This is a genomic window from Streptomyces hundungensis (genome assembly GCF_003627815.1).
Taxonomy (GTDB): Bacteria; Actinomycetota; Actinomycetes; order Streptomycetales; family Streptomycetaceae; genus Streptomyces; species Streptomyces hundungensis_A.
In genome coordinates this window covers 2,458,033-2,473,703 of the sequence record NZ_CP032698.1, presented here as the reverse complement: position 1 = coordinate 2,473,703, position 15,671 = coordinate 2,458,033, and the positions used below count along the sequence as shown (strand labels likewise).

Here is a 15,671-nt window from a genome sequence, read left to right as displayed (position 1 = left end):
GCGGCCATGCCTGATGACTCTGAGGTGACCGTCGGACCGCTCGACCTCGCGGCCCGCGTGGACGAGGCACTCGCCGTGCAGGCGATCGCCTTCGGACTCAGCGCCGAAGAGGTCGGGGTGCGCCGCCACATCGTGCTGCGGCACCTCTCCTACCCCGGCGCCAGGGCACTGGGAGCCACCACCGCCGACGGGCGCCTCGCGGGGTTCGTCTACGGCATGCCCAACGACCGGGCCCACTGGTGGTCCACCGTCGTCGAGCCGTATCTGCGCAACAACGCCACCGACCACTGGCTCGACGACACCTTCGTGATCACCGAGCTGCACGTCCACCCCGCCTTCCAGAACCGGGGCGTGGGGCGGGCGCTCATCACCACCATCACCGACACCGCCGACCAGCCCCGCTCGATCCTCTCCGCGATCGACACCGAGAGCCCCGCCCGCGCCCTGTACCGCGCGCTCGGCTATGTCGACCTCGCCCGGCAGGTGCACTTCCCGAGCGCGGCACGGCGGTACGCGGTGATGGGCGCCCCCCTGCCACTGCTGCGGCGCGACCCGGCGGACCCCCGGTAGCGAGCCGGTCCGGAGCGAAAGGATTTCCGCGCACTCGGGGCGCCCGGTTAACCTCCAGGCATCACCCCGTGCACGTACAGGAGAGAAATCCATGGCAGCCGCCCAGGTTCAGCGCATGTCCCGTCTGATGGCCAAGACATTGCGCGACGACCCGGCGGACGCCGAGACGCTCAGCCACAAGCTCCTGGTCCGCGCCGGATACGTGCGCCGCAACGCCGCCGGCATCTGGACCTGGCTGCCGCTCGGCAAGAAGGTCCTGGACAACATCTCCACCGTCGTACGCGAGGAGATGGACGCCATCGGCGCGCAGGAGGTGCTGCTGCCCGCACTGCTGCCCAAGGAGGCGTACGAGGCGAGCGGCCGCTGGGAGGAGTACGGCGACCTGCTGTTCCGCCTCAAGGACCGCAAGGGCGGCGAGTACCTGCTCGGCCCGACGCACGAAGAGGTCTTCACGCAGACCGTCAAGGACCAGTGCACGTCCTACAAGGACCTGCCGGTGATGCTCTACCAGATCCAGACCAAGTACCGCGACGAGGCCCGCCCCCGCTCCGGCGTACTGCGCGGCCGCGAGTTCCAGATGAAGGACTCGTACTCCTTCGACACCACCGACGAGGGTCTCGCCGAGTCCTACGCGCTGCACCGCGCCGCCTACCAGAAGATCTTCGCGCGGCTCGGCCTCGACTACCGCATCGTCTCCGCCGTCTCCGGCGCCATGGGCGGCTCCGCCTCCGAGGAGTTCCTGGCCCCGGCCGCCGCCGGCGAGGACACCTTCGTGGACTGCCCGGCCTGCGACTACGCGGCCAACACCGAGGCCGTGACCTTCGTCGCCGCCCCGGTCGACGGCTCCGCGCACGGGCCCGTCGAGGAGATCGACACCCCCGACACCCCCACCATCGAGACCCTGGCCGCGCACCTCGGCGTCCCCGCCTCGGCCACCCTGAAGAACCTGCTGGTCAAGGTGGACGGCGAGATCGTCGCCGTCGGCGTGCCCGGCGACCGTGAGGTCGACCTCGGCAAGCTCGGCGAGCACCTGGCCCCGGCGGTCGTCGAGCTCGTCACGGCCGAGGACTTCGCGGACCGTCCCGACCTGGTACGCGGCTACGTCGGCCCGCAGGGCCTGGAGAAGGTCCGCTACATCGCCGACCCGCGCATCGCCCCCGGCACCGCCTGGGTCACCGGCGCCAACAAGGCCGACACGCACGCCCGCAACGTGGTCTGCGGCCGTGACTTCGAGGTCGACGACTACCTCGACGTCGTCGTGGTCGAGGAGGGCGACCCCTGCCCCTCGTGCGGCGCGGGCCTCAAGCTCGACCGGGCGATCGAGATCGGCCACATCTTCCAGCTCGGCCGCAAGTACGCCGACACCTTCCAGCTCGACGTCCTCGGCAAGGAGGGCAAGCCGGTCCGGGTCACCATGGGCTCGTACGGCATCGGCGTCTCGCGCGCGGTCGCGGCGCTGGCCGAGCAGACGGCGGACGACAAGGGGCTGTGCTGGCCCGCCGAGATCGCGCCGGCCGATGTGCACGTCGTCGCGGCGGGCAAGGCGGTCCAGACCGAGGCGGCGCTGGACGCGGCCGAGCAGCTGCGTGCGGCGGGCCTTCGGGTGCTGGTGGACGACCGGGCCGGGGTCTCGCCCGGCGTGAAGTTCACCGATGCCGAGCTGATCGGTGTGCCGCAGATCCTGGTCGCCGGGCGGCGGGTCGCGGAGGGCGTCTTCGAGCTGAAGGATCGCCGTACGGGCGAGCGCGAGGAGCTTCCGCTGGCCGAGGCGATCGCCCGCCTGTCCGCCTGACGGGGGTTTCTTTCCCCACCCCGCCCCTTCCCGAGACCCTCCGGGGGCGGGGGGGGCTTGGCCTGCCGCCCGCCTGCGGACCGTGCGTGGCTGGTCGCGCAGTTCCCCGCGCCCCCAAACCCGTTTTCGTCTGCGGGCCGTGGGTGGCTGGTCGCGCAGTTCCTCGCGCCCCTAGCCGGATCGGTGCTGGCCCGCATGAGGCATTTCAGCCTTCCGGCGATTGAGGACGAGCGCCCTTTAGGCGCGATCGGGGTCTGGGGCGGAGCCCCAGGGGGCTACAGCCAGCCCGCGAATTCCAGGAGGAGCTCCGCGTCCTGGTGACGCCCCGCCACCCCCGCCCGCAACCCGGACTCAACCGCCCGGAACAACGTCCAGCCGTGCAGCCGAACCGGATCGACGTCCAGGGAGTCGGCGAGCTTGTTGACGCGGCGCCGCGCGGCGGACGCCCCGCTGGGCGCCGCGATGAGGTCCTCCACCCGGTCCCGTACCAACCGCGCCAGATCGTAGGCCCGTTCACCCACCAACGGCTCGGGCCCCACCGTCAACCAGGGCGCCCGCTCACCCGAAAGCACCTTGCTCTGGCGGAAGTTGCCGTGCAGAAGCAGCAACTCGGGGCTGGCGGCGGCCAGTTCGTCGCGGGCGGCGAGCGCCGCCGAGACGAGCGGGGCGAGTTCGGGATCCCGCGAGGCCCGCATCGGCCCGCTCTGGCGCTCCGTGCGCTCGGCCACCGTCTCGAAGGCGTGGCCGGCGGGCGGCTCGACCCACAGCCGCCGCACGGTCCCGGCCGCCTCCAGCAGCGCCTTGGCCTCGGGCAGCGAGCGCAGGGACACCTCGGGGTGCAGCCGCTCCAGCAGGAGCGCGTCGTCACCGGCCTCCCCGGACGTCTCCTCGTCCAGCAACTGGGCGGCCCCCCACCCGTGCCAGTGCGCGAGCGCCGCACGCTCCAGGTCGGGACGGGCGAACGAGGGGGCGACCTTGAGGGCGGCCGGAGTCCCGTCCGGACGGCGTACGAGGGCGACCAGGCTGGAGCGGCCCCCCGGCGCCTGGACCCGGTCGACGGCGAGGCCGCGCCGGGCGGCCGACTCCTCGGCCAGCTCGGGCAGTCGGTCGAGCCAGGGCCCGGCCAGCGCGTCCCCGTACGTCTCGCCGAGCGCGCGGACCAGCCGCTCAGGCGGTTCGAAAGCCATGCGTGTATTGCCCCTTGCTCAGGTACTAGCCGGTGGAACTCAGGTACTGGCCGGTGGAACCGGTGCGCTCGGGCGTTCCGCGAGCCCAGGAAAGGCTACGCTGCCGCCCCGCCACCGCACGGCCCGCACCGCCGCCTCGCGCAGCGCGGCAGCCGCCTCCTGGCGCAGCGGCCCTTGGGCGGCCCGGACGAGATCGGAGTAGACACCGGCGACCCGGTCCTCCAGTTCGGTGGCGAGCCGCAGCGCCGAGGAGGCGTCGGGCACGGCGAACGGCAGCGCGTAGGCCGGGGCCGCCGCCACCGGCGATCCGCCCAGGTCACGCACCGTACGGGCGAGGGAGTCGCGGCGCGAGCGGTGCGCGGTGAGGGCGTCGTGGGCCTCGGCGGCGCGGGCCCCGGAGAGCCGGCCGCCCAGCACTCCGTACCCGTACACCGCCGCGTGTTCGGCGGCCAGCGCGGCCTGCGCGGCGTCCAGGGGCTCGGCCATCAGGCGCCCCCGCCCAGGAGGTAGGCGTGCCCCGCGCCGGAGGCCGCCACCGAGGCGAGCAGCCGGGCGAGCTCCGGCGGCGCGGTGGCGAGAGCCGTCAACTGGGCGTCGGAGGTGCGCCGTTCGGCCCGGGCGAGCTGCTTGAGCGCCTCGTCGGCGTCGGCCGGCACCGGCGAGATGGCGGACGGGGAGGACGGCGCCACAGAGGGCGCGGGGGAGGAGGGCCCCGGGGCGCCCGGCGCGGGCGTGGGCGGCGCGAGCGCCGTGCCGTGCTGTGCGGCCTGCTCCCGCAGCGGCGCCAGCCGGTCCCGCAGCGTCGGATGCATCGCGAGGACCGCGTCGTACTGCGCGACCAGGGCCCGGCTCGCCGCCGAGGTCCGGGCGCGCAGCGCCGCCTCCGTGCGGGCCGCCGCCTCGCGGGCGCCCGGCGCGGAGCCGCGCGCTGCGCTGTCGGAACCCGCGTCGGAGCAGCCGGCCAGCACACCTGCGGCCGCCGCTCCCGTCACGGCCAGCACACGCCTTCGCGTGGTCCCCGGGTGCCGCACGTGTCTCTCCCTGTGTGCCGGTCCGCCGGTGACCGAGTGATCACCGCAGGCGAGCGTACCCGCGGCCGCCGGGCGGTGGACGGCAACACCCTCCCGGACCGGATACCCTTTGACCTGACGGCGGCGGTCCCACGACGGCCGCCGTACGCGACGACGATCCCCCACAACAGCAGACGCGGCCGAGGAGTCACCCGGATGAGCACGACCCAGAGCGACAGGCTGCGCGGTCTCCTGGAGCCGCTCGTCAGCGCGAAGGATCTGGACCTCGAGGAGATCGAGGTGTCCCGGGCGGGCCGTCGGCGCGTGCTGCGCATCGTGGTCGACTCCGACCAGGGCGTGGAGCTGGACACCTGCGCCGAGCTGAGCAGGGCGGCCTCCGAGCTGCTCGACGAGAGCGACGCGATGGGCGAGGAGGAGTACGTCCTCGAAGTGACGTCTCCGGGCGCCGAGCGCCCGCTCACCGAACTCCGCCACTACCAGCGGGCCACCGGCAGGCTCGCCCGCCTCCAGCTGAACGACGGCGACGAACTGGTCGCACGCATCCTCAAGGCCGACGACGAAGGCATCGACACCGAGATCCCGGGTGTGAAGGGGCGCAAGCCCACCGCCCGCAGGATCGGCTTCGCCGAGATCGCCAAGGCACGAGTCGAGATCGAGTTCAACCGCAAGGACGGAAAGAACGACATCGCGGCAGACAGCGAGAACGACATCCTGAACGACATGCACAACGAAGAGGAGGCGTAGCCGTGGACATCGACATGAGTGCCCTGCGGGGTCTGGTCCGGGAGAAGGAGATCTCCTTCGACCTGCTGGTCGAGGCGATCGAGTCGGCGCTCCTCATCGCTTACCACCGCACCGAGGGCAGCTTCCGGCGTGCGCGCGTGAAGCTCGACCGTGAGAACGGTCATGTCACGGTGTGGGCGAAGGAAGACCCCGCCGACCTCGAAGAGGGCCAGGAGCCCAAGGAGTTCGACGACACCCCGTCGGACTTCGGCCGGATCGCGGCGAGCACCGCCAAGCAGGTCATCCTGCAACGGCTGCGCGACGCGGAGGACGACATCACCTTCGGCGAGTTCGCCGGACGTGAGGGCGACGTCATCACCGGCGTGGTCCAGCAGGGCAAGGACCCCAAGAACGTCCTGGTCGACATCGGCAAGATGGAGGCCATGCTGCCGGTGCAGGAGCAGGTGCCCGGCGAGGAGTACACGCACGGGCTGCGCCTGCGCACGTACGTCGTCCGGGTGGCCAAGGGGGTGCGCGGACCGTCGGTGACGCTGTCGCGCACCCACCCCAACCTGGTCAAGAAGCTGTTCGCGCTCGAGGTGCCGGAGATCGCCGACGGTTCGGTGGAGATCACCGCCATCGCCCGCGAGGCCGGTCACCGCACCAAGATCGCCGTCCGTTCGACGCGTTCGGGCATCAACCCGAAGGGCGCCTGCATCGGCCCGATGGGCAGCCGCGTGCGCAGCGTCATGGCCGAGCTGCACGGTGAGAAGATCGACATCGTCGACTGGTCGGACGACCCGGCGGAGATGGTGGCCAACGCGCTGTCCCCGGCCCGGGTCTCCAAGGTCGAGGTCGTGGACCTCGGGGCCCGCTCCGCGCGGGTGACCGTGCCGGACTACCAGCTCTCCCTCGCCATCGGCAAGGAGGGCCAGAACGCCCGGCTCGCCGCCCGCCTCACCGGCTGGCGCATCGACATCCGCCCGGACACCGAGCAGCCCGACCAGTCCGACCAGGACTGACGGGAATAAAAAGTGGCCCCGCCCCCGTTCGTCGGGGCAGGGTGAAGCTTTCTGGACAACAACCGTTCGATTCTTGCCCCGAAGGGGTGAGGTCGCTACGGGGAGGTAGACTTAAACGTGTCTGGCCGGACGCACGCCCGCGCCTGCCCTGAGCGAACCTGCGTGGGATGCCGGGAGCGAGCGGCCAAGAGCGATCTGCTGCGCATCGTGGCGGTCGAGGGTGCTTGCGCCCCCGATCCTCGCGGTACGCTGCCCGGCCGGGGTGCGTACGTCCACCCCGCCTCGGTCTGTCTCGACCAGGCGGTCCGCCGCCGGGCGTTCTCCCGGGCCTTCAAGGTCGGGGAAGCGCTCGACACTGCGGATCTGCGCACGTACGTCGAGCAGGCCGCAACGTAAGAAAGAAGCACGGCACGGAATCCCGTGCGGTCAGGTACCTCGCGAGTTGGAAGTAGGTCGAGATTGCGATGAGCACTCGATGAGTACGCGATGAGTACGCCCATGAAGTAGCGACGGTCCGGCGGTAACCCGGACCTAAAAGGAGCGAAGTGGCTAAGGTCCGGGTATACGAACTCGCCAAGGAGTTCGGGGTGGAGAGCAAGGTCGTCATGGCCAAGCTCCAAGAACTCGGTGAATTCGTCCGTTCGGCGTCCTCGACGATCGAGGCGCCTGTTGTACGCAAGCTGACCGACGCATTGCAGGGGCCCGGCGGCAACGCCGGCAAGTCCGCTGCGAAGCCCGGCGCGCCCCGCAAGGCCGCGCCCTCCCCCGCGGGTAAAGCCGCGGGAGGTGCCCCCATGCCCGCAGCGCCCTCCCCGGCCGCCGCGGCACGTCCCGCTGCCCCCAAGCCCGGCGCACCGGCTCCCAAGCCGGCCCCCGCGGCCCCCGCCGAGCCGGTCACTCCGGCCGCCCCGGCGAGCAGCACCCCCTCTTCTCCGGCTCCGGCCGCCTCGGGCCCCCGCCCGGGCCCGAAGCCCGCACCGGCCAAGCCGGCCCCGGTCACCCCGGTGCCCGCCGCCGAGTTCTCGGCTCCGGCCCCGGCCCAGCCCGCGGCGCCCCAGGCTCCGCGTCCCGCCGGCGCCACCCCCGGCCCCCGTCCCGCACGTCCGGCCCCGGCCGGTCAGCGTGACGGTGGTCAGCGCGACGGCGGCCAGCGCGACGGTGGCCGTGGCGGCGACCGTCCGGCCCGCCCCGCGGGTCAGGGCGCTCCCCGGCCGGGCGGTGCCCGTCCGGCCGGTCCGCGTCCCGGCAACAACCCCTTCACCTCGGGTGGCTCCACCGGAATGGCGCGCCCGCAGGCGCCCCGTCCCGGCGGTGGCGCTCCCCGTCCGGCCGGCGGCCCCGGCGCCCCCGGTGGCGCTCCGCGTCCGCAGGGCGGCCCCGGCGGCGCTCCGCGTCCGCAGGGTCAGGGCGGCGCCCGTCCGAGCCCGGGCGGCATGCCCCGTCCGCAGGGCGGCGCCCCGCGTCCCGGTGGCGGTGCCCCCGGCGGCAACCGTCCCAACCCCGGCATGATGCCGCAGCGTCCCGCCGCGGCCCCGCGTCCCGGTGGCGGCCCCGGTGGCCGTGGTCCCGGCGGCCCCGGTGGCCGTCCGGGTGGCGGTGCCGGTCGTCCCGGTGGCGGCGGCGGCTTCGCCGGCCGTCCGGCCGGTCCCGGTGGCGGCGGTCGTCCCGGTGGCGGTGGCGGCTTCGGCGGCCCCCGTCCGGGTGGCGGCGCTCCCGGTGGTGGCGGCGGCTTCGGCGGTCGTCCCGGTTTCCAGGGCCGTCCCGGTGGCCCCGGTGCCCGTGGTGGCACGCAGGGTGCCTTCGGCCGTCCCGGCGGGCCCGCCCGTCGTGGTCGCAAGTCGAAGCGTCAGAGGCGCCAGGAGTACGAGGCCATGCAGGCCCCGTCGGTGGGCGGCGTCATGCTGCCCCGCGGCAACGGACAGTCCGTCCGCCTGTCGCGCGGTGCTTCGCTGACCGACTTCGCCGAGAAGATCGGCGCCAACCCGGCGTCGCTCGTCGGCGTGATGATGAACCTCGGCGAGATGGTCACCGCCACGCAGTCGGTCTCCGACGAGACGCTGAAGCTGCTCGCGGACGAGATGAACTTCATCCTCGAGATCGTCAGCCCCGAGGAGGAGGACCGCGAGCTGCTCGAGTCCTTCGACATCGAGTTCGGCGAGGACGAGGGTGGCGAGGAATCCCTCGTCGCGCGTCCGCCGGTCGTGACCGTCATGGGTCACGTCGACCACGGTAAGACCCGCCTTCTGGACGCGATCCGCAAGACGAACGTGGTCGCGGGCGAGGCCGGCGGCATCACGCAGCACATCGGTGCGTACCAGGTCGCCACCGAGGTCAACGGCGAGGACCGCCGCATCACCTTCATCGACACCCCGGGTCACGAGGCGTTCACCGCCATGCGTGCCCGTGGTGCCAAGTCCACCGACATCGCGATCCTCGTGGTGGCGGCGAACGACGGTGTGATGCCCCAGACGATCGAGGCGCTGAACCACGCCAAGGCGGCCGACGTGCCGATCGTGGTCGCGGTCAACAAGATCGACGTCGAGGGCGCGGACCCGACCAAGGTGCGCGGTCAGCTCACCGAGTTCGGTCTGGTGGCCGAGGAGTACGGCGGCGACACGATGTTCGTCGACATCTCCGCCAAGCAGGGCCTCAACATCGAGTCCCTCCTGGAGGCCGTCGTCCTCACCGCCGACGCCTCGCTCGACCTGCGGGCCAACCCGGAGCAGGACGCGCAGGGCATCGCGATCGAGTCCCACCTGGACAAGGGCCGCGGCGCCGTCGCGACCGTCCTGGTCCAGCGCGGCACCCTGCGGGTCGGCGACACGATGGTGGTGGGCGACGCCTACGGCCGCGTGCGCGCCATGCTCGACGACAAGGGCGAGAACGTGGAAGAGGCGGGTCCCTCGACCCCGGTCCTCGTCCTCGGTCTCACCAACGTCCCGGGTGCCGGCGACAACTTCCTGGTCGTCGACGAGGACCGTACGGCCCGTCAGATCGCCGAGAAGCGTGCCGCCCGTGAGCGCAACGTCCGCTTCGCCCGCAAGGGTGTGCGGTTCTCCCTGGAGAACCTGGACGAGGCCCTCAAGGCCGGTCTGGTGCAGGAACTCAACCTCATCATCAAGGGCGACGCGTCCGGTTCGGTGGAGGCCCTGGAGGCCTCGCTGCTCCAGCTCGACGTCGGCGACGAGGTCGACATCCGTGTCCTGCACCGCGGTGTGGGTGCGGTCACCGAGTCCGACATCAACCTGGCGACCGGCTCCGACGCCATCGTCATCGGCTTCAACGTCCGCGCTGCGGGCCGCGCGGCGCAGATGGCGGAGCGCGAAGGCGTCGACGTCCGGTACTACTCGGTCATCTACCAGGCGATCGAAGAGATCGAAGCGGCCCTCAAGGGCATGCTCAAGCCGGAGTACGAAGAGGTCGAGCTCGGCACGGCGGAGATCCGCGAGATCTTCCGCTCGTCCAAGCTGGGCAACATCGCCGGTGTCCTGGTCCGGTCGGGCGAGGTCAAGCGCAACACCAAGGCGCGCCTGCTGCGCGATGGCAAGGTCATCGCGGAGAACCTCAACATCTCGGGCCTGCGTCGCTTCAAGGACGACGTCACCGAGATCCGCGAAGGCTTCGAGGGCGGTATCAACCTCGGAAACTTCAACGACATCAAGATCGACGACGTCATCGCGACGTACGAGATGCGCGAGAAGCCGCGCGGCTAGTCCGAGCGGCCGATCCGTACCCCTGGAGGCGCGGCCTCCTGAAGGAACGACAGTCGGGGCCGATCGTCGGGAAGATATTCCCGTCGATCGGCCCCGGCCGTTCCGGTACGGTTCTTGATGTCCCCGCCAAGGTTTTGGCGGGGTCCTCTAACCCGTACCGGCGGGACATCCGGACATTCATGTATGTGGGGACGCTGTCCTTCGATCTGCTCCTCGGCGACGTACGGTCGCTGAAGGAGAAACGCTCCGTCGTCCGGCCGATCGTCGCCGAGCTCCAGCGCAAGTTCGCGGTGAGTGCGGCCGAGGTCGGCGACCAGGATCTGCACCGCAGGGCCGAGATCGGCCTCGCGGTGGTGTCCGGGGAGACGGGGCACCTCACCGAAGTACTCGACCGGTGCGAGCGGCTCGTCGCCGGCCGGCCCGAGGTGGAGCTTCTGTCGGTCAGACGCAGGCTCCACAGCGACGAAGACTGAACACCGAGCAAGGCTTGAGAAGGAGTAGGACCAGTGGCCGACAACGCGCGGGCGAAGAAGCTGGCGGACCTCATCCGGGAGGTGGTGGCCGAAAAGCTGCTGCGTGGCGTCAAGGACCCGCGCCTCGGAACGCATGTGACGATCACCGACACCCGGGTCACCGGTGACCTGCGGGAGGCCACGGTCTTCTACACGGTGTACGGGGACGACGAGGAGCGGGCCGCCGCCGCGGCCGGCCTGGAGAGCGCCAAGGGCGTCCTGCGCTCCGCGGTCGGCTCCGCCGCCGGCACCAAGTTCACGCCCACCCTGACGTTCATCGCGGACGCGCTCCCCGAGAACGCCAAGACCATCGAGGACCTCCTCAACAAGGCGCGGGCCTCGGACGCCGCGGTGCGCGAGGTGTCCTCGGGCGCCCAGTTCGCCGGTGACGCCGACCCGTACAAGAAGCCCGGCGACGAGGACGACGCCTGAGCATGAGCACCGCAGCAAAGACGCCCGACGGGCTTGTCATCGTCGACAAGCCGTCGGGCTTCACTTCGCACGACGTCGTGGCCAAGATGCGCGGCATCGCAAGAACCCGCCGTGTGGGCCACGCGGGCACCCTCGACCCGATGGCGACCGGTGTCCTCGTCCTGGGCGTCGAGCGGGCCACCAAGCTGCTCGGGCACCTCGCCCTGACCGAGAAGGAGTACCTCGGTACGATCCGGCTCGGCCAGAACACCATCACCGACGACGCCGAGGGCGAGATCATCTCGTCCACCGACGCCTCCAAGGTCACCCGCGAGGGCATCGACGCGGGCGTCGCGGAGCTGACCGGCGCCATCATGCAGGTGCCGTCCAAGGTCTCCGCCATCAAGATCGACGGCAAGCGGTCCTACGCGCGGGTGCGCGGCGGCGAGGAGTTCGAGATCCCGGCCCGCCCGGTGACGGTCTCCTCGTTCCGGGTCTACGACGTCCGCGAGGCCGTCGCCGAGGACGGCACCGCAGTCGTCGACCTGGTCGTCTCCGTGGTCTGCTCCTCCGGCACCTACATCCGCGCCCTCGCCCGTGACCTCGGGGCCGGGCTCGGCGTCGGCGGTCACCTGACCGCGCTGCGCCGCACCCGCGTCGGCCCCTACGGCCTGGACGCGGCCCGCACCCTGGACCAGCACCAGGAGTCGCTCACCGTCATGCCGGTCGCCCAGGCCGCGACCGCGGCCTTCGCCCGCTGGGACGTGGACGCGCGCCGCGGCGCGCTGCTGCTCAACGGCGTGCGCCTGGACATGCCGGACGAGTACGAGACCGGCAAGGCCGTCGGGGTGTTCGGGCCCGACGGGACGTTCCTCGCGCTGGTCGAGAGCCAGAAGGGCAAGGCCAAGAGCCTCGCCGTGTTCGGCTGAGACGCGCCACCGTGGAGCGGGCGGCACGGCCCGCTCCACGATCCCCCTCGCAAGGGGTCTATCCGCACCACCCCGGCGATTCACCCCATCGAGCAGGCGCTCGGAGTGAACCACGGGAGCACAGGGGGGCGCTTTGCCCTGATGTCCTTCTCGGGCGGATCACCCCAGAACTACCGTTTCGGACATGCGACGCGGGGCTGGGGACGAGGGCGGCGAGACGCTCGTACGGATCTGTGATCTGGCCGGACGGACCCGGGGAACCGGATTCGTCGCCGACGACCGGGGCACCGTCGTCACCAGTCACGAGGCCGTCGACGGGCTGAGCAGAGTCGTGCTGCACGCCCCCGGCGACCGCACCTGGCTGGCCGAGGCCGACGACCTCGACCCGCTCCCCGAGGCGGGCCTCGCCCTGGTGCGCACCGACGGGCTAGGAGTGCGGCCGCTGCCCATCTCCGCGCGGACCGGGATCGGGGCGGGCAGCTATGTCCGGGTCGCCGCCCACGGCTGGCGCGAAGCACGCGTCCTGGGCACATCGGCCGTCACCTACGCCGCCACCGACCGCTTCCATCTCCTGGGCGGCGTACTGGAGTTGGCGATCGGCACCGCCGGCAGCGAGGCCATGCGGCTCGGCGGGGAGGCCAGCGGGGGGCCCGTCGTGGACACCGGGACCGGCGCCGTGCTCGGCGTCGTCGGCACCGCGCTGCACGCCCCGCACCAGGCGTCCGGGTTCGCGATGCCGCTCCGCGCCGAACAGGGCCCGCTCGCCGAACTCCTGCGGCGTAACGCCGCCACCGTGCCCGGCTACGGGGCCGATCTGAACCTGGCCGGCGCGCTCCAGCTCACCGCCACCTCCGTGGGCTCCGTCGGCGGTCCCCGGCCGGGGCACGATTGTGTCGAACGGCCGTCCATGCTCAGGGAGTTCGGGGCCTTCGCCGCCGGGGACGCCCTGGTGCTCGGTCTGGTCGGGGACCCCGGCACCGGGCGCACCACCGAACTCGCCGCGCTCGCCGGCCGCCGGGCGCGCGGCGCGCGGCCCGCGCCGACCGTATGGCTGCGCGGCGCCGACCTCCGGTGCGACGACACCTCCCTCGCCGACGCCGTCGCCCGCGCCCTCGCCCACGCGGCCCGCATCGTCGCCGCCCCGGCGGGACGGGGCGAGCAGGCGGCGGCCACCCCCGACCTGGTGGCCCGGCTCGCGCGCGAGGCCGGGCGGCCGCTGCTCGTGCTGCTCGACGGGCCCGAGGAGATGCCGCCCGTCCTCGCCCACCGCCTGGCCGCGTGGACGGCCGCGACGGTGGAGTGGCTGGAGGCGGCCGGGGCGCGCCTTGTCGTCGCCTGCCGGCCCGAGCACTGGGAACAGGCGGGCGCGCACTACCCCGAGGGCGTTCTGCACCCGGCCCGGCTGCCCCGCCTTCCGGACGGCGTACGCATCGGCGACCTCGGCCCCGAGGAGGCGGCCCGGGCCCGCGAGCGCTACGGCCTCGCGGACGGCGCGCTCGGCGACCGCGACGCCCGGCACCCTCTGACGCTGCGGCTGCTCGCCGAGGTGCGGGGCGCACTGCCCGCCGAGGTCGAGGGCACACCGGAGCGCGCGGAGGTGTTCGCCGCGCACCTGGACCTGATGTGCCTGCGGATCGCGGTACGCATGGCCGCCTCCGCCCGGCCGCCGCTGCGGGGCGGCGCGGTGCGACGCCTGGCGGCGCGCGTCGCCGGGCAGGTGCACGAGGCGGCCCGCCGCTGTCTGGGCCCGGGCCAGGGCGAACTCGACCGCGAGTCGTTCGAGGAGATCTTCCCGTGGCGTACCGGATCGGCCTCCGCCGTCCTCACCGAAGGGCTGCTGGTGCCCGCCGGATCCGGTTACCGCTTCGCACACGAGGAGCTCGCCGACTGGGTGCAGGCGGGCCATCTCGACCTGGACGCCGCCCTGTACGCCCTGGTGCACCGCTGGTACGAGGAGAGCGATCCCGCCGCCGTCGTCAAGCTCCCCTCACGCCCCGCTCCGAGCGTCGTCCCCCAGGGACATGTGCCGCCCCCACCGGGCTCGGGGCCCGCCCCGGCCCAGCGCACCCTGCCGGTGCCCCGCCACCGCATCGGGCCCGTCCTGGAAGCCATGCTCCTGCTCGGAAGCCATCAAGGATCCACTCAACTCGCCCTGAAACTCGCGGAGTTGGTGACCGTCCTGGACCGGACGCCCCAGGCGCCCGAGGACCACGGCCGGTCCGCGGACGCCCAGTGGTGGGCGGTCCACCTCCTCGCCGAGACCCTGCTGCGCGTCCCCGACGTACGGCCCTACCAGGAGGTGCTGCGGCTTCTCGCCGACCGGATCAGCCGGCGGTCCCTGCGCGAGGGAGGGCCGGCCGGGCTCGGGCCGCTCGCCGAGTTCGGGGCGTGGTTCTGGACACGGCTGCGGGTCGGCGACGACCTGCGGCTCGACCTCCTGCGCCGTCTGGTGCCGGCCGACGGGGCGCCGGGAACCGCGCCCGGCTGGGAGCGCTACCTGGACGCGGCCGACCGGCGGCTCACCGCCGAACCCCGGGCCGTACAGCCGCTGTTGTGCCGCTGGTTCACCGACGAGAGGCCGCTGCCCGTGGCGCCGGGCACGACGGCGCGGCCGACGGTGCGGCCCACCGTGGCGCGGGCCGCACAGGCCCTGCTGTACGCGCGCCGGGCGCTGGCCGTCGACGACCTCACCGAGGCGCTGGTGGCGACGCCCCATGTACGCGCCGAGGAACTGCTCGCCCAGCTCGCCGAGGACGAACCGTCCGCGCTGTGCCGGGCCGTGGACCGCTGGGCCCACGACGACCGGCCCGAACGGCGCGCCGCGGCCGCCGCCCACGGGCCGCGCGTCGCGCTCGGCATCCGCACCCCCGCCGACCGCGACCTGCTGCGGTACGCGGCGCTCGCGCTGCTCGCCCGCCCCGAGGACGCCGCTCTGCACGGCGCGGCGCTCGCCCTCCTGGTCCGCGACCCGGCGACCCGCGCCCCCTACCTCGACCGGGCGCTGGCCGCGTACACCGCCGGGGATCGGGCCATGCCCACCTCCGCGCTCGCCGCCGCCCTCACCACCCACCCCGAACCCGTCATCGCCGCCCTGCGGGCGCGGCTGCGCCAGGGCGGCGCGGGGGCCGCCGACATCCTCGACACGCTCGCCGAGGTCACCACCCCGGCGCTGGCCCGCCGCGCCGCGGCCCTGGTCCAAGAACACGCCGAGCACCACCCCGAGTCGGCGACCGGGGCGGCGGCCTTCGTGGACCGGCGCCTCGCCCACGGCCCGGCCGCCCGCGCCGTGCTCTTCCCGATGGTGACCAGCCTGCTGCGCGACCCCGCCCACCCCGTCCGCCGGGCGCTGGCCCCCGTACTCGCCGCGGCCGGCACCGCGGCGTCACGGCCGCTGCGGGCCGAGCTGCTCGACGTGCTCCTCGCCTTCGAACGCCAGGCGTCCGGCGGCCCGGCCGTGGCCGACGCCCTGCTCACCGCCGGCGCCCGGGGCTCGGGGGAGCGCGCCGAAGCGCGCACCCGCGACCTCGTCCACCGCACCGGGCTCCTCCTCGCCCGTACGCCCGAGGGCGCGGCCCACTTCGAGTCGCGCCTGATCGAGCTCTGCCGGGAAGTGCCCGGCTTCGCCGCGCAGGTCGCCGGATGGCTCGGCGAAGCACCAAGCGAGTGGGCCGCGCTGGTCGGTCCGGGGGCGCGCCGCGCGGTGGAGACGCTGGGCAGTCCCATGCCGATGCGATCCCGGGCCGCCGGGCATGGCAGTCTTAGACCTGCATGACGCGTAAGG

13 protein-coding genes are annotated in these 15,671 nt (G+C 73.3%); 10 read left to right on the top strand and 3 right to left on the bottom strand.

Annotated features, from left to right (window positions below; genetic code table 11):
* The first annotated feature begins 6 nt into the window (after nt 1–6).
* Both DWB77_RS10965 and DWB77_RS10960 read left to right on the top strand, forming a co-directional pair.
* The gene (locus tag DWB77_RS10965; protein ID WP_120721086.1) at nt 7–570 is read left to right on the top strand and encodes a GNAT family N-acetyltransferase; all 564 of its coding nucleotides are present in this window, start codon (nt 7–9) and stop codon (nt 568–570) included.
* A gap of 91 nt (nt 571–661) precedes the next feature.
* Complete coding sequence (locus tag DWB77_RS10960) at nt 662–2,362, top strand: proline--tRNA ligase (protein ID WP_120721085.1); 1,701 nt, start codon at nt 662–664, stop codon at nt 2,360–2,362.
* 275 nt (nt 2,363–2,637) lie between these two features.
* Here the strand turns inward: DWB77_RS10960 and DWB77_RS10955 are convergent, their stop codons facing one another.
* From DWB77_RS10955 to DWB77_RS10945, 3 genes are read right to left on the bottom strand one after another with little or no spacing between them, the layout of a single operon-like run.
* A complete protein-coding gene (locus tag DWB77_RS10955) occupies nt 2,638–3,549 on the bottom strand; it encodes an aminoglycoside phosphotransferase family protein (protein WP_120721084.1) in 912 nt (303 codons plus the stop codon).
* A 39-nt stretch (nt 3,550–3,588) separates the two neighbouring features.
* On the bottom strand, nt 3,589–4,035 hold the full coding sequence (locus DWB77_RS10950; protein WP_120721083.1) for a ferritin-like domain-containing protein: 447 nt from the start codon (nt 4,033–4,035) through the stop codon (nt 3,589–3,591).
* On the bottom strand, nt 4,035–4,541 hold the full coding sequence (locus DWB77_RS10945) for a hypothetical protein (RefSeq protein ID WP_342777944.1): 507 nt from the start codon (nt 4,539–4,541) through the stop codon (nt 4,035–4,037). Before DWB77_RS10945 ends, DWB77_RS10950 begins: the two co-directional genes overlap by 1 nt.
* Before the next feature lie 234 nt (nt 4,542–4,775).
* Here DWB77_RS10945 and rimP point away from each other — a divergent pair, with 234 nt between their 5' ends.
* The 8 genes from rimP to DWB77_RS10905 all read left to right on the top strand — a co-directional run bounded on the left by rimP (nt 4,776) and on the right by DWB77_RS10905 (nt 15,662).
* Entirely contained in the window at nt 4,776–5,324 is a 549-nt protein-coding gene (gene rimP / locus DWB77_RS10940; protein ID WP_120721081.1) for a ribosome maturation factor RimP, read from the top strand.
* Between the two features lie 2 nt (nt 5,325–5,326).
* Nucleotides 5,327–6,325, top strand: coding sequence for a transcription termination factor NusA (gene nusA / locus DWB77_RS10935; RefSeq protein WP_120721080.1), 999 nt, complete (start codon nt 5,327–5,329; stop codon nt 6,323–6,325).
* Nucleotides 6,326–6,442: 117 nt separating this feature from the next.
* Nucleotides 6,443–6,721, top strand: coding sequence for a YlxR family protein (locus DWB77_RS10930; protein ID WP_120721079.1), 279 nt, complete (start codon nt 6,443–6,445; stop codon nt 6,719–6,721).
* Between the two features lie 149 nt (nt 6,722–6,870).
* Complete coding sequence (infB, locus tag DWB77_RS10925; protein WP_120721078.1) at nt 6,871–10,038, top strand: translation initiation factor IF-2; 3,168 nt, start codon at nt 6,871–6,873, stop codon at nt 10,036–10,038.
* 179 nt (nt 10,039–10,217) lie between these two features.
* A complete protein-coding gene (locus tag DWB77_RS10920) occupies nt 10,218–10,511 on the top strand; it encodes a DUF503 domain-containing protein (RefSeq protein ID WP_120721077.1) in 294 nt (97 codons plus the stop codon).
* Between the two features lie 33 nt (nt 10,512–10,544).
* Complete coding sequence (rbfA, locus tag DWB77_RS10915) at nt 10,545–10,982, top strand: 30S ribosome-binding factor RbfA (protein WP_120721076.1); 438 nt, start codon at nt 10,545–10,547, stop codon at nt 10,980–10,982.
* 2 nt (nt 10,983–10,984) lie between these two features.
* Nucleotides 10,985–11,890, top strand: coding sequence for a tRNA pseudouridine(55) synthase TruB (gene truB / locus DWB77_RS38870; RefSeq protein WP_120721075.1), 906 nt, complete (start codon nt 10,985–10,987; stop codon nt 11,888–11,890).
* A gap of 184 nt (nt 11,891–12,074) precedes the next feature.
* Nucleotides 12,075–15,662 (top strand): S1 family peptidase, encoded by a 3,588-nt coding sequence (locus DWB77_RS10905; protein ID WP_120721074.1) that lies wholly within the window; start codon nt 12,075–12,077, stop codon nt 15,660–15,662.
* Nucleotides 15,663–15,671: the final 9 nt, after the last annotated feature.